The sequence below is a fragment of the Acinetobacter equi genome (assembly GCF_001307195.1).
GTDB classification, from domain to species: domain Bacteria; phylum Pseudomonadota; class Gammaproteobacteria; order Pseudomonadales; family Moraxellaceae; genus Acinetobacter; species Acinetobacter equi.
Genome location: NZ_CP012808.1, coordinates 469,304 through 484,741, shown reverse-complemented (window position 1 = coordinate 484,741; position 15,438 = coordinate 469,304). Strand labels below are relative to the sequence as shown.

Here is a 15,438-nt window from a genome sequence, read left to right as displayed (position 1 = left end):
CACCATGCGTCATCGTAATAGTGGTGTGAAATTAGGCCGTACAAGCAGCCACCGCAAGGCGTTGTTTCAAAATTTAACAAATGCTTTAGTTGAGCATGAGTTAATTAAAACAACTTTGCCTAAAGCGAAAGAACTTCGCCGCGTTGCAGAGCCTTTAATCACTTTAGCTAAAAACGATACTGTTGCAAACCGTCGTCTAGCGTTTGCTCGTACTCGTTCAGCAGCAACTGTTGGTAAATTATTTACCGTTCTTGGCCCTCGTTACAAAGAACGTAACGGCGGTTATCTACGTGTTCTTAAAGCGGGCTTCCGTGCAGGTGATGCTGCACCGATGGCTTACGTTGAACTAGTAGATCGCGAAGTTAAATAATTTCGTAGAACAGTTCAGTTGTTTAAAAAAGGTCGGTTGAATAAACCGACCTTTTTTATTACTACAATTTTAATTTGTTATTCATAATTTAGTGTCATATCAAAAATGTGCTATTAATTAAGTAATAAAATGATTCTTATTGGGCTTAGATCATTAATAATTAGGTTGATGTTCTAATTGTTGGAGCTGATATTATTGGGGGGGGGCGGGCTGGTCGTTCATTTACTCAAAAATGGTCTTTAGACTTCATTTGTAGTATTTAAGTATCGGATTCTTTAGTGGGACATGGGACTTATTTAAATATCCTGATATACGTTTAGATATGATGATATTGAGTTATTCATTTAAGCTATGGAGTAAAGAGGATATGCCAGCATCTGCAAGTTTAAATAAAAATTATTTAATAAAGTGAGTATAGAGTATGGTTTAGTATATAAAATTTATTTTAGACATAACGTTAAAAGAGTAAATTCTTTAAAGAATATAAGAAAATTGTCGGTTGGAACTGAAGATTAAAATAAGGAAATAATTACATAGCTAGCTAATTCTTTGCTTTGTTGTACCAATTTGAAAGGTTTTGCATTGAAATGCCAAGCTACCGTGTTGTTTCTGAAACATTGCCATTTTTTGAATCAATAGCCTTGATTGCTTCAGCTTTAAATTCTGTTGTATAGATCGTTTGTTTTTTACTCATGGTGAATTCCTGATGAGTATGTATAGTTTACCAAGTTAAAGTCTCCGTTTTTTTTTAGCACACATCAGTGTATTTATATGTGAAATTTAAAAAAATCTAATAAAATTAGGTGTTTTTATTGTATTTTGTTATTTATAAAAATGAAAAGTAAAATACATCGAATCTTTTTTATGGCTGGGTTAAACTATTTGAAAGATTGATGTTTTGGATTCTATTAAATGACTGAAGAAATTAGCCTAGAAGAACGTAAAGTCGTATACCGTGCAAGAAGAGGCTTGAAAGAAATTGATGTTTATTTCGACCCCTATGTTAAAAATTATTATTTACATGCGGAAGCAGATGAAAAGGAAATGTTTGCAGAGCTTGTAGCACAAGAGGACCCAGATTTATTGGATTGGTTTATGGAGGTGTCTGAGCCACCTAGACCAGAATTAAAAGAATTTATTCGTAAACTTAAGCGTTATGTACACGGCTCATAATAGTTTTACACTTAAACGCAGTCTTTTATGGATTGCGTTTCAATTTATATTTTTGGTTCTTATTTCAATTATATTATTTAACGCATTAGCACCTATATTTTTTATATTTTCATTTTTAGTTTTAGTCATATTGTTTATTTTTTTTAATAAGAAGAAAAAAAATTATTCGCTCTATCAAATGGAAGATTGTGAATGGACTTTATTTTATATAGATAAAAATAAAGTTAAGACTATTTATGTGGACAAATTTATAAATCACTATCTTTATATCATTGTATATGTTGGTGAAGATCAAAAAGAATCTTTAATTATTTGGTGTGATCAGTTGTCGATGCTCAAATGGAAAAAGCTTGTTGTTTTGACAAAAATTTTCTAATTAAATAATTTATTATCCTTTATTAATAATAATTTAAAAAACAATAAAATAGGTTAAGTTAAAATTAAATAGATTAAATTAATTTACAATTCACTAGTAAAAAATAAAAATTGTTCGACAAATTTTGAGCAATTTTTATTATGATTGAGTTAAATTAGTCATATACAAAGAGAGTGACTTTTTAAGTAAGTTTTAAAGATAATATTATTCTATACTAAAATTTTTTAAGTATTAAAGAAAAATATAGGCCGTAAGGTCAATCAGTTGATAAGTAGCATGTGCCGAACCGTCGCAATGCTACTTTTTTTTATTTAAAAATTGAAGAAAGTTTACTGTCTATTTTATTTTTTATTACTGATTAAATTTGGAATGCTGATAGCAGAAATAATAAAAATAAAACCTGTAACAATAATAGTAATATAATTCATAGGAGCTATTTGGGTAGAAGAAACAAGCTTATAAGTATTTGATTAATAATTACTAAAGATACCGTAGAGGTTGAATAGTTTAATTCTTGCCATGAATAAGGTATTTATAGCCGAAGCATTTGTATAACAGAAATAGAATATAATTCTTTTAGGAGCTTTAGTAGAAGTCCTTGCTCTTACTGTTACAAATGCTATTACAGCTAAAATACTCGAGAGAGTACCAATAATGGAGAGTTGATTTAATAATTCTTAATCAGATTTTGTAATAAAGACAACACCAATTAGATCGAGGATTATTGTCAATATAATTGGAAATGTGATTTTTTCTTTTAAAAATAACCAAGCAATTAACGGAATAAAAATAGGTGAGGAATATGAAAAAACTATCACATTTGATAACTTATAAGTGTGCAATTGCATGGAAGAATCATATATTACAGTTAATCCAACAACTGAATGCCAAAGATAGATCTTGAGTTTTTCAGATTTTATAAACTTAAAATCTTTTTTAAATATAAATGATAGAAGTATAAATAGACAAAGAAAGTTTCTAAAAATCTAATTGTTGGATCATCTATAATATGAAATGTAGAGTGAATACCAATACTATTGAAGAAAAGCATAATGCTGAAATAATAAGACAGCATATCGCTATATGTATTTTTTGATTCTTAATCGTTGGCATAATAATAGGAAGATGAGTTTTAACTTGCTTGTGATGAAGTTTTATTCAATAGAATACGTAGAATTTGAATAATAATAGATTCATAAACATTAAATAATTTGTTTAAATCATATAAAAAGGAGGAAAAATCCTCCTTTTTATATATCAAATTTATTTTTGACGTGGTTTAAAGTGTATGACGCCAATTTCATCTGGAATAGCAGGTACTTCTGGCTCTTCTACATGCGTAGGGCGATTTTCACTATAATCACACTCAATGCATTCAATCCATTCGTTATCGCCAGAGGTGAGCATAACAACGCGATCTTGTGCCTGACATCTTGGACATTTTGCACCTGCGATGAAACGACGTTTAATGGTCATCATACTTACCTATGTTAGAAAATAATGGATAGTGTACGCATTTTATTAGCTATTCGTCCAACCTTGATGACGTAATAATGCATCAATTTTAGGCTCACGTTTTCTAAAATTAACAAATGCATTTAGTGCTTGATCTTTACCGCCCACAGCCAGCACAGCTTGTCTAAATTCTTTACCTGTTTCGGTATTGAAAATACCTTCTTGTTCAAAACGATCAAAGGCATCACTGGCTAGAACTTCTGCCCACTTATAAGAATAGTAACCTGCCGCATAGCCACCCGCGAAGATGTGACTAAAACCATGTTGGAAGCGGTTATCTGCTGTGGTTGGAGCGACAGCATATTTTAGACGAATATCATTTAATGTTGCTTGGATTTGCTCTGCATTTAAAGCAGGCATTAATTTATGAATGCTTAGGTCAAACAATGCAAATTCAATTTGACGTAGCGTTTGCATACCTGATTGGAAAAAACGAGCATCAAGTAAAGCTTTTAATAGCTCAGGTGCAAGAGTTTCTTTAGTTTCAATATGTTCACTTAAAAGCTCTAGGCTTTCGTGATCCCAAGCCCAAAACTCCATAAATTGACTAGGAAGCTCTACCGCATCCCAAGCAACACCATGTGTACCTGCAACAGAAATATGATCTACTTCAGTCAACATATGATGTAAACCATGACCAAATTCATGGAATAGCGTAATCACTTCATCATGCGTTAATAAAGCAGGTTGATCACCAACAGGAGGGGTGAAATTACATACCATATAGCAAATTGGTTTTTGTAAACCTGATTCCATTTGCATGCGTGAACGGAATCCACTCATCCATGCACCACCACGTTTACCACTACGTGCATATAAATCGAAATAGAAACCACCAACAACTTGTCCTTGATCTTCTAGCTCAAAATAACGAGCATCTGAGTGCCAAACTGGTGCTTCACGTTCAATAATTTGAATGCCATAAAGTCGATATACAATATTAAATAAACCTTGTAAAACTTTTGGCGCAGGGAAGTATGGCTTTAGTGCTTCTTGAGATAAATTGAATTGTTGAACTTTCAGTTTTTCAGAATAGAACGTAGTATCCCAAGGTTGTAAATCTGTAATACCATCTTGAGCAGCAATAGCTTCGATTTCTGCAATTTCTTTTTCAGCAGGTTGGCGAGCATGATTTGCAAGGTCAATCAGGAATTGATCTACAGCTTCAACATTTGGTGCCATTTTGCTTGCTAAAGATAATTCAGCATAATTATTAAAACCTAAAAGATTTGCCATTTCTTGGCGCAAACTTAAGATTTCTTCCATCACTGCTGTGTTATCAAACTCTAGATGTCCGCCTAATTCAGAAGCACGTGTAGTGTAAGCACGATAAAGTACTTCACGTAATTCGCGTGTTTCAGCATAAGTCATAATTGCTAAATAAGATGGAATGTCTAAAGTAGCAACTGCTTGATCTAATTCACGCTGTTGACCATATTGTTTTAATAATTGAATGCTACTTTCAGGAAGACCCTGTAACTCTTGTTCTGAAAGAGGTTTGAAATAAGCTTGAGTTGCATCAAGTACATGATTAGAAAAGTCTGATGACAGTTGCGATAAACGTGCAGAAATTTCAGCATAACGTTTTTTAGCTTCACCTTCTAAAGCCACACCCGACAATTTAAAGTCACGTAGTGCTAGTTTGATCGCACTTTGTTGTGCTTCAGATAAACTGCTAAAACGGTCCTGATCATGTACCTGCTGGAATGTTTGATATAGAACAGTATGCTGACCTAGATTCGTATAATACTCACTCAGTGCAGGAAGCAATGATTGATAGACATCACGTGTTTCAGCATTATTCATTACGGCATTGAGGTGAGATAAAATTCCCCAAGATTCGCTCATATTATTTTCAAGCACGTCTAACTGCGAAAGAACATCAAGCTGTGCTTCATGTGTATGGGGAACTTCAATAAGCTGATTTAAAAAGTTTTGCCCTTGTTGAATCGCTTCTTCAATTTTTTGTTTTAAGTTTTCCAGTGTAATTTGATCGAATTGTGGAACAGGCAAAGTCGCTTTTTTTAATGACATAAATAGATAGCCAAATAAATAATGATATTAGTAATAGATGTAGGGGTTTAGTACTGGGAAATCAAGTCAATTATTGAATTTATAAAATGGCTTTTAGACTTTCATGAGCAACTTTGAACTCAAATGCATATGAAGCAACACCAATATCGAAGCTAATTCCAAGAATATTATTGTTTAAATAGAAGCTTGTTTTATCATTTAGGATAATGATTTCGGGGTGTTCATTATAAAAATAAGCTAATTCTGTGAGCTGAAAATTTTCAAAAGATTCATTTGATAATTCTGTTTCATTTATAGTTTTAAGTTGCTTTGAAATCTGATTTTCAATTTCTGATGCAGATATATCATAATGATCTAATATCTCGAATAAATTTAAAATTTTTTTCTGCTTTAGATCAATCACAAAATATTGCTCTCGTGAATAGCTTCTACCACCTTGTATCTCTTTATGAACTTTTAGAGTTAAATAGTCTTCATCTTGATAAAGTATCTCTGAAAAAAACTCTATACGTGTTTCATCATAGTCTTTAAATAACTCAGAATGAATTTGTTTATTTAGTAGTTTGAATTCTTTATTTTTAATATACGGAATATTGCCAGTGAGAAGCTTATCTTTAGATAAAATTGTTTTGGGATTAAAGTGTATGGGTGATGCAAGACTTACAGACAAGCAATTGAAAAAAATGATTAAAATAAAAAATATGTTTTTCATGTAGTCGTTTTCCTTTTGTTTAATCTTTTTATAGTGATGCTTGATAGTCTTCTATAGAGTCAAAAAAATAATCAATTTTTGAAGGTGTATACATTACTTTGGCAAAATTTTGTGTCATGCATTCAGTATGAATAATTTCTCCACTTTTATATTTTTCTTTTTTATGTCGCCAAATTTCATTTTTCCGATAATAGTCATTCCCAATTTTTAAATATGCATGATTTTTTTCAAAAATATGATAAACATAGCCTAAATCAACAGAACTACGTAATTCTCCTTCAAGGCATTTTTCAGTAAACCACAGACGAATTTGAAATGTATGTTTTGTTGGATTATAAAATTGGTAATCAATGTAGTTATAAAAAATTGCTGCACCACTACCAAAAGGCAAAACACGACCTTGATCTGGAAAAGGATCAAATGAATGTTGGGAGCGCTGTATAACATCAAGTGGGCTATGTAGAACTAACCAATGAATGAGGTTGGCAATTTGGCAAATACCACCACCGATCCCCCCACGTGCTTTTCCGAAGCTTAATTCCATACCTTCAACATAACCTTTTTGAGTTGTGGGATTTCCAACCAATTGGCAAAAGGAAAAAGTTTCATTAGGACGAATTAAAATATCAGTGATTGATGGACTCGCTAATTTTAAATTGATAATTTTGTTGAGTTGCCATTGAATATCACTTTCCCCTAATTTTTGAATTAATACAGATTGATGTTTTTTAACACGATAAGTTAATGGTATTTTTGATTTTATTTTTGCATATTTTTTCCTGTCTATTTTCCATTTTATTGATCGTGAAATACGCCTTAAACGAGTTGCACAAAAATACAGGAAAGGATGATATTGGCTGACTGGTTTTTTAAAAATTATTCTGAGTATTTTCATATTATTTATTGATAAAAAGAGTTAGGAGAGAGCCTCCTAACTCTTAGATATTTAGTTATGCTTCTTTTGCTTTAGCATTGGCTTTTTTCTTTTTCGCCTTGGCTTTTTTCTTTGCCTTGGCTTTTTCTAACTTTTCTACCGATTTTTTGCTTGGTTTTTTAGCATAAGAACTCGGTTTAGGCTTGTCCTTTTTCTTACGTACTGGCTTTTCACCATCTGCACTTAATGGTGCTTTAGTACGGTCAGAAAAAACCTCTTCGGTAGTTTGTGTTCTAGGTGCAGATTTTGCAACACGTGGTGCACGACTACGAATAGCACGACCAGCACGAGTAAGTTGCTGAATAAGTTCGAAGTCAATTTTTCGATCTTCTAAATTCACTGCTGCAACTTTAATTTTAACTTCATCACCTAAGCCAAAGACTTGACCACGGTTTTGACCAATTAATGTTTGACTTGCTTGATCAAAGACAAAGAAATCATCGCCTAATTGACTGACATGTACCATACCATCGACATATAAGTCTTTTAAGGTAATGAATAAGCCAAATTCAGCAACTGCGGAAATTGTTCCAACAAACTCTTCACCTAAATGCTGTTGCATATAGTGGCATTTAAGCCATGTTGTTACAGAGCGAGATGCTTCATCTGCACGACGTTCTGTGGCAGAGAAATGCTCACCTGCATCATCTAAAGCAGCACCAGAAATAGGATATGGTTTTTGTTTTAAGTGTGATTTGATTGCACGATGTAATAAAAGATCTGGATAGCGTCGAATTGGCGATGTGAAATGCGTATATGCTTCATATGCCAAACCATAGTGACCTAAATTATTTGCGCCGTAATATGCCTGCATCATAGAGCGTAATAACACAGCATGGATGCTTGGTGCATCAATACGATCTTTGGTTGCTTCAATAACAACTTGATAATCTGCTTGTGTTGGCTGATCAGGGAAAGGAAGACCTAATAATTTAACAAAATCTTTTACTTTTTGAATGCGTGAAAATTCAGGTGCTTCATGTACACGATAAAGCATAGGAATATCATTTTTTAATGCATATTCAGCTGCTGCCACGTTCGCAAGTAACATACATTCTTCAATAAGTTTATGCGCATCATTACGTGTACGAGGTAGAATTTCTTTAATACCACCTAACTCATCAAATGTCATATAGGTTTCAACTGTTTCAAATTCCATGGCATGACGCTCTGCGCGTAAGCCTTTAAGAACTTGGTAAAGTTGGAATAATGTATTTAATGATTTACGAACATCACGATTTTCTGGAACAGCTGTACTATCGCCTTCAAAATACTTCGCTACGTTGTCATAAGTTAAACGTGCTTGTGAATGCATTACCGATGGATAGAATTCAAATCCTGTCACTTTACCTGCACGAGAAAGTTTTAAATCACAGACCATGCATAAACGATCAACGTGTGGATTTAAAGAGCATAAGCCATTTGATAATGCTTCAGGTAACATTGGTAGTACAAAATGTGGGAAATAAACCGATGTACCACGTTCTTGTGCTTCATTATCTAAAGGTTTATCTGTACGTACATAGTGGCTTACGTCTGCAATTGCTACGACAACACGATAACCGCCACCAGGGCGTTTTTCTGCATATACTGCATCATCAAAGTCACGAGCATCTTCACCATCAATTGTCACTAATGGTAAATCACGTAAATCGATACGACCTTCACGATCTTGTGCAGAGGGTTCCTTGAAGTTTTCAGCATCTTTGATTACTTCTTCAGGAAACTCATAAGGCAAACCAAATTCTAAAATTGTTTGTGGAATAATAATTTCGGTATCTGCTTTATCTGCCATTGATTGTACGACATGACCAGTTGCTAGTTCTTCGCGTGTTGGATAGTCATCAATTGCAATACGAACAGAATCACCTAATTTTACTTGGGCATGTTCAATTAATTCTTTTTCTAGCGTAATAGGTTGATGTGCATTTGGATTGGAAGGCTGAATAAAAAACTCACCTTCAAAAGATGCTACTTTACCAATAATTTGTTTTACACGGTGTTGAGTGACTTCAGTAATAAAACCCCAAGCTTTACCTTTGCGGTCAACTGAAGTTTGACGAACTTTTACGCGGTCGCCGTTAAAGACTAAACGAAGTTCTCGTTCAGGAAGGAGAAGATCATCTTGCCCATCTATATGAGCAGAACCTAAACCCTTTGAATTGATATAAACAGTAGCTTCATGGGTCGGCTGTTCAGCTGCAAGTTGGAATTTAAATCCATCTTTCATAAGTTGACCATCACGAACCATTGCAATCAAACGATGGCTTAATGCATCAATACTTTTTTGATCGACAATTTCAAATTGTTCCACTAAATCTGCATGAGAGAGTGGTTGTTGAGCTTTTTCGATCGTCTCAGTAATAAGAGTACGACTCGGGATTGGATTTTCGTAACGTTCAGCTTCAGCTTTTGCTTCTGGGTCGACCCAATTTTTCATAATTTCTTTGACTTCAAGTAAGAAGATATAGGATTAGCATAAAACATGCAGATAAATACTGCACGTGCTAGATGACGATATTGTGATTTAAAATGAAATTTTAAGATGAAATACGATTTTAAGGGAAAAATAATCTACTTTTTTCATTTTAAATCTCCAAAAACATGAAAATTGTTTAAAAAGTATTTAATTGATCAAAAAAATACGTTTTTTATAGATTCTATGCTTGCAGTTAGGGCACTAAGTTTGTATTATTGCCACCACGTTACGGTGAGATGGGTGAGTGGCTGAAACCACATCCCTGCTAAGGATGCATACGGGCAACTGTATCGAGGGTTCGAATCCCTCTCTCACCGCCACGATTTACTTATGTCGCGCTCATAGCTCAGCTGGATAGAGCACTTGGCTACGAACTAAGGGGTCGGGAGTTCGAATCTCTCTGAGCGCACCAATAAGTAAATCTGAAAATACGTAGTCTTTATAGACGACATAAGTTACGCGCTCATAGCTCAGCTGGATAGAGCACTTGGCTACGAACTAAGGGGTCGGGAGTTCGAATCTCTCTGAGCGCACCAACTTGAACATTAAACCGCTTTAGCAGCGGTTTTTTTGTGCCTGAAGTTTAGATAATTTTAAAAAATATTGAGATTAGTTTAAATATAAAAATCCCAAATATTAAAATGATTAATTTCACTTTAAAGTGTTTAGGGAATGGTTTATAGATAAAAATAATGTAACTATAAAATAAACAGAATAAAAGACCAAATAAGACCAAAAATATTAAGTGAATGTATTGTTTAGATAACTTTGTATCATGATAAGGTTGCAGACTTCTATGGTTATAATAAGCAATAGAACCATTTTCTGTTTTATAAAAAATTCCTTTTAAATAAATTATATAATTATTTTCATCTAAAATGCCTTTGTAATATGCCACTTTTGTAATAGAAGGGAATTTCTCATTTTTTAATTGTTGACATAGTGGTTTGATTTTAGAAGATTTACATTCAATAGAAATATGTTCATTTGCTGAAATTGGTAGTGTAATGGTATACGCAGATCTTCCGATATAGCTAAATCATGAATATGAGCTACAATAAAAAAAACACTCATCTTTAAAATTATGCCAAAAACATATTCTGTCGATCTACGTGAAAAAGTCATACAGTTTTATAAAGAATCGAAGCATAAATCGAAGACATGTGAACTGTTTAATATTGCAAGAACTACTCTAGATGATTGGATTCTACTCGAACAGCAGACCGGTCAGCTCAAACAGCCTAAATCTCCAAATGCAGGACGTCCCTCATGCATTCTGGATCTGCAAGCCTTTGAAGAGTTTGTAAAAATAACACCATTTGCCCAAGCTAAAGATCTTGTTCCATTATTTGAATCACGCTTTGGATATAGGGTGAGCTATCAAGTGATTTTAGGCGCACTGAATAGAATGGGCTGGACGCATAAAAAAGAGTTTTCTCTACAGACAAGCCTGTAAATTAAGTCGTGCTGTTTTTCAATGGTGTTTACCTCAATGGAAAGAGGAATATAGTGAGGATCACATTCTTTATATAGATGAATCAGGGATCAATACCAACGAAACAGCAGAATATGGTTGGTCTCCAAAAGGCCAGCGTTGTCATGCATTCAAGTCAGGTGGGCATGGTACAAGACTCAGTATGATTAGTACTGTCAGATCAAATGCACCATTTAAGTTTATTCAACCTTTGGTGTTTCAAGGCTCATGTGATCGGAGTGTTTTTCTTTGTTGGTTAGAGTATTTATTGCAGGGCTTATACAACAGGGATGCTAAGAGTAAAAGTTATTTACTGATCCTCGATAATGCATCGATACATAAAGGCAAAGTAATTGATGATTTAGCAGCCAAATATCAGACGAGAATTGTTTATCTGCCTGCATATAGTCCCGATTTTAATCCTATTGAGAAAGCATGGTCTGTACTGAAAAGTAAAGTCAGACACATCATTGCTCAGAGCAATAAAACTCTTCAGGAAGCTTTAGATATTGCATTTAGGTCGATGTAGCCTATATTATATATTTAGCTATATAGCTAAAATAATTTAAGTCTTTTGTAATAACTACTGAAAACACCTCCCATTTATTATTTTGAATTAATTGAATTTTTTCAGATTTACTTTTTAATGATAGGGAGTAAATGATATAGATCATACAACCTAAAAGTAGAAACATTATGATAATATTTATATCATTGAATAAAGTCTTTTCTTCGATGCCATCTATTTTATTTTGCATTTAAATATTCGACCATTTTTATAAAAATCATGAAAACTGGTGCTTTTTTAATAGATTAAAACTATAAGTGGTTAATAGCTAGACACTTGATCATTTTTTTTAAAATTACTACTTAATAAATAATATTATTCATATATAATGCACCACATCAAGACGTCGCGCTCATAGCTCAGCTGGATAGAGCACTTGGCTACGAACTAAGGGGTCGGGAGTTCGAATCTCTCTGAGCGCACCAACTTGACATCTTTAGGATGTAAAACATAAAAGAAACCGCTTAATTGCGGTTTTTTTGCGCCTAGAAAGTATGTAATAATCTTACAAAATAAATATTAATATAAAATATAAATCATTTAAAAAGAATGAAAAATATACATTTTGTGATATTATTTTGTGTACTGAGTAGCATTAAAAGATAAAAATGATATTTAAAAATATATTTTCAGCCCTAGAAAACTTGGGCTTAGGTGCACAAAAAAGATCACTTCATATTCAGTTTTCAAATCCAGCACTTAATACTGAAGTCTTTTTACAACGTATTGAAGGTCAACATCAAATTAATGGTGGGCTTCAGGCTGAACTTATTTGTTTCTCAACGAATGCATATTTACCATTAAAACAATTTATTGGCGTACAAGTTGCTGTAGATCAGGTGACTGACCGTGGGCAATTGTTTCGTACCACAGGAATTATTACCCAAGCTGCTCAAGGACAAAGTGATGGTGCATTAACTGCATACAAACTCACTTTAGAAGATCCAACTTCTCTTTGGACAAAACGACGAAATAGCCGTGTCTTTATGAATAAAAGTGTCCGTGAGGTAACGGAAATTCTTTTTAAAGAATGGCAAGACAAAAGTCCACTTTTTGCTGCCAGTTTAAACTTAGATTTAACAGGACTAAGCCAAAATGGCGATGTTCGCCCATTCATTATGCAAAGTAATGAACTTGACCTTAGCTTTTTACAAAGACTATGGAAAAGTGAAGGTATTAGCTACTTAATAGATGAAGCACAGCAAACGGTTTCATCATTTATGGCTTCAATTGAAGCTCAAAAACTACGTTTAATTGATGATCAAGCACAATACAAATCATTAAGCCGTGGGAATATTCGTTACCACCGTTCAAATGCTACAGAAAAGCAAGACAGTATCGTGAGCTTTATTGCCCAACGTAGCTTACAACCCACTGCAGTTCATGTACAACGTTGGCAAGCCGATAGCTTAAGCCAAGAAGAAGGTGCAGGTTCAGTACTGAGTAAGCATCAACATAGTGGAAATCAAGATAATGTCAGTTTAAGCCTAGAACAAGCATGGCATATGAGCCCTGCTTGGATGCAGGACTTAAATGGAGAAGACCAAGCTACAGCATCAAGTAATCAACAAATAGAAAAATTAAATGAAAACCTCAGTAAATATTATGATGCCCAAGCCAAACAATTTATTGCAAAATCGACTGTACGAGATGCTCAAGTTGGTTATTGGTTTGAATTTAATGAACATCCAGAAATAGATTTACATAGTGGTTCAGACAAACAATTTCTAATTCTATCAAAACACTTTTATAACCAAAATAATTTACCCAAAGATTTAAGTCAGCAAATTCAACAATTACTTCAACAAAGTAACTGGTTGAAAGCAGAACAACAGGTTGGTGATGAACGTCAAGCCAATGAATTAGTTTTACAAAGACGCACAATACCCGTTGTTCCCGAATATCATTTACTGAAAGATCGACCGACAACATATCCACAACGTGCCAAAGTGGTTGGTCCTGAAGGTGAAGAAATTCATGTGGATGAATGGGGACGTATAAAAGTCCGTTTCCTATTTACCCGAAGTGAAGACCATGCTCATGATAGTGGTGCAGGGACAAATGACAATGACACAGACTCTGCTTGGGTAGATGTCCTTACACCTTGGGCAGGTGAAGGATATGGAGCACGTTTCTTACCTCGTATTGGTGAAATAGTCGTTATCGACTTCTTTGATGGCAATATTGACCGACCATTTGTAGTTGGACGTATTCATGAAGCAGAGCGAAGCCCAACTAAGTTCGATATAAAAGGGCAATTGCCAGATACCAAAAAGCTCAGTGGTATACGTTCCAAGGAAGTTGCAGGTGAAGGCTTTGGACAATTAAGATTTGATGATACGACAGAGCAAATTTCAACTCAACTTCAAAGTAGTCATGGGGCAACTCAGCTTAACTTAGGTAATTTAAGTCATCCTAAAGAGCAAGCAGAAAGTGAAGGACGTGGAGAAGGTTTTGAGCTGAGAACAGACCAATGGGGTGCGGTACGCGCAGGCAATGGTTTATTACTGACAACGCATAAACAAGACAATGCCGAAGGTAGTCACTTAGATGCGAATGAAGCGAAAAGTCAGCTTGAATCGAATTTAAGTAGTGCAAAAGCTTTAAGTGAAGTAGCGAAGAATCAACAGACTGATCCTTTAACCGTTATCGACTCATTATCTACATTGTTAAAAGGTTTGGAGCTGACCAAAATTTTGGCAATTTCAAATATTGTGAATCAATTTAAAGATGGCTTAACGTCAAGTCCATTGAATGTTTTACAAAATTTAGGTGGCTTTGTAGATCAAATTGGTTCGATTCAAGGAGATGTGCAAGGTGTTATCCAACAATTTAATAATACTTTTAGTGATGTAAAAGAAACGATTAATGGTTTTGAAAACTTTGTAACGAGTGTAGGGTTACAGGCAGATAATTTTAAAGATCAATTTACTCAGTTAACTCAAGGTTTTGCAAGTAATCCTTATCAAGCATTGGGGCAAGTTAAAGATTTATTTAGTGATGTTCAACAAGCTGTACAACAGGTTCAAAATATTGGTGGAATATTACAAAGTAGTTTATCTAATCCATTAAGTAGCTTTTCTAATCTGCAAGGATTTATGAGTTCCTTAGCTGAAAATGCTAAAAATGATTCGAAAAGTGAAGCTGAGTTTAAAATCTTTCAAGATGCCATGATGGTTTTGTCTGCTCCAAATTCAATTGCGCTTTCAACGAATGAAGATCTTTATTTATCTGCAGATGGAAAAATCAGTCAGATGGCTGGTGATAGTATTAATATTTCCACTCAGAAATCTTTTATTGCACATGCTCAAGATAAAATTAGTTTATTTGCTGCACAAGAGGGTTTACGTGCTTATGCAGGTAAAGGAAAAGTTGAAATACAAGCACAAGCAGATGGCGCAGATTTAATTGCACGAAAGAAAGTTCAAATGATTTCAACGGAAGATGTCATTGAAATTACAGCTGCTAAGAAAATAGTTTTAGTTGCTGGTGGTTCTAAAATTGAAATTAGTAGTGCAGGTATTTTTCCAACGACGGCGGGTAAATTTGAAAGTAAGGCAGGGCAGCATCTATTTAAGGGAGGGGGAAGGTTAATTTTAATGTACCTTATTTGCCGAATACAGATATTTACTCTCATCAATTTACTTTAAAAAATAAATTTGGAAAAATTATGAAAAATACCAAATATGTATTAGAAGCATCTAATGGTAAACAGATTAGAGGAATTACAGATAATGATGGAAAAACACGAAGAATATATACATCTGAAAAAGAAAAATTTTCTATAGATGTGGAGATGTAGT

10 protein-coding genes, 4 tRNA genes and 1 pseudogene are annotated in these 15,438 nt (G+C 34.0%); 9 read left to right on the top strand and 6 right to left on the bottom strand.

The window, feature by feature from the left end:
* Positions 1-4 precede the first annotated feature (4 nt).
* Entirely contained in the window at positions 5-370 is a 366-nt protein-coding gene (gene rplQ / locus AOY20_RS02225; protein ID WP_004641032.1) for a 50S ribosomal protein L17, read from the top strand.
* 912 nt (positions 371-1,282) lie between these two features.
* Complete coding sequence (locus AOY20_RS02215) at positions 1,283-1,543, top strand: FAD assembly factor SdhE (RefSeq protein ID WP_054580360.1); 261 nt, start codon at positions 1,283-1,285, stop codon at positions 1,541-1,543.
* A gap of 1,053 nt (positions 1,544-2,596) precedes the next feature.
* Here AOY20_RS02215 and AOY20_RS15125 read toward each other — a convergent pair.
* The 6 genes from AOY20_RS15125 to rnr all read right to left on the bottom strand — a co-directional run bounded on the left by AOY20_RS15125 (position 2,597) and on the right by rnr (position 9,557).
* The gene (locus tag AOY20_RS15125; protein ID WP_081403344.1) at positions 2,597-2,905 is read right to left on the bottom strand and encodes an EamA family transporter; all 309 of its coding nucleotides are present in this window, start codon (positions 2,903-2,905) and stop codon (positions 2,597-2,599) included.
* A gap of 277 nt (positions 2,906-3,182) precedes the next feature.
* The gene (locus AOY20_RS02205) at positions 3,183-3,389 is read right to left on the bottom strand and encodes a YheV family putative zinc ribbon protein (RefSeq protein ID WP_417855874.1); all 207 of its coding nucleotides are present in this window, start codon (positions 3,387-3,389) and stop codon (positions 3,183-3,185) included.
* A 51-nt stretch (positions 3,390-3,440) separates the two neighbouring features.
* Complete coding sequence (locus AOY20_RS02200; protein WP_054580357.1) at positions 3,441-5,468, bottom strand: M3 family metallopeptidase; 2,028 nt, start codon at positions 5,466-5,468, stop codon at positions 3,441-3,443.
* A gap of 79 nt (positions 5,469-5,547) precedes the next feature.
* Positions 5,548-6,180, bottom strand: a complete 633-nt coding sequence (locus AOY20_RS02195; protein ID WP_054580356.1) for a hypothetical protein — start codon at positions 6,178-6,180, stop codon at positions 5,548-5,550.
* Between the two features lie 28 nt (positions 6,181-6,208).
* Positions 6,209-7,075, bottom strand: a complete 867-nt coding sequence (locus AOY20_RS02190; protein ID WP_054580355.1) for a VanW family protein — start codon at positions 7,073-7,075, stop codon at positions 6,209-6,211.
* A gap of 55 nt (positions 7,076-7,130) precedes the next feature.
* Positions 7,131-9,557: a ribonuclease R gene (gene rnr, locus AOY20_RS02185; RefSeq protein ID WP_179944819.1), complete on the bottom strand. Its 2,427-nt coding sequence runs from the start codon at positions 9,555-9,557 to the stop codon at positions 7,131-7,133.
* A gap of 266 nt (positions 9,558-9,823) precedes the next feature.
* On the opposite strand from rnr, the gene AOY20_RS02180 reads away from it, so the two are divergent.
* From AOY20_RS02180 to AOY20_RS02145, 7 genes and pseudogenes are all read left to right on the top strand, one after another.
* Positions 9,824-9,913, top strand: a tRNA-Ser gene (locus AOY20_RS02180).
* Between the two features lie 15 nt (positions 9,914-9,928).
* Positions 9,929-10,005, top strand: a tRNA-Arg gene (locus AOY20_RS02175).
* A gap of 47 nt (positions 10,006-10,052) precedes the next feature.
* Positions 10,053-10,129, top strand: a tRNA-Arg gene (locus AOY20_RS02170).
* Between the two features lie 548 nt (positions 10,130-10,677).
* Positions 10,678-11,049 carry an IS630 transposase-related protein gene (locus tag AOY20_RS02165; RefSeq protein WP_144424752.1) on the top strand — a complete coding sequence of 124 codons (372 nt, stop codon included), beginning with the start codon at positions 10,678-10,680 and terminating at the stop codon, positions 11,047-11,049.
* A complete protein-coding gene (locus AOY20_RS02160; protein ID WP_144424751.1) occupies positions 10,997-11,596 on the top strand; it encodes an IS630 family transposase in 600 nt (199 codons plus the stop codon). The genes AOY20_RS02165 and AOY20_RS02160 overlap by 53 nt, the downstream gene beginning before the upstream one ends.
* A gap of 387 nt (positions 11,597-11,983) precedes the next feature.
* A tRNA-Arg gene (locus tag AOY20_RS02150) sits at positions 11,984-12,060 on the top strand.
* A 183-nt stretch (positions 12,061-12,243) separates the two neighbouring features.
* Positions 12,244-15,437: pseudogene (locus tag AOY20_RS02145) on the top strand (type VI secretion system Vgr family protein).
* The last annotated feature ends 1 nt before the right edge of the window (position 15,438 follow it).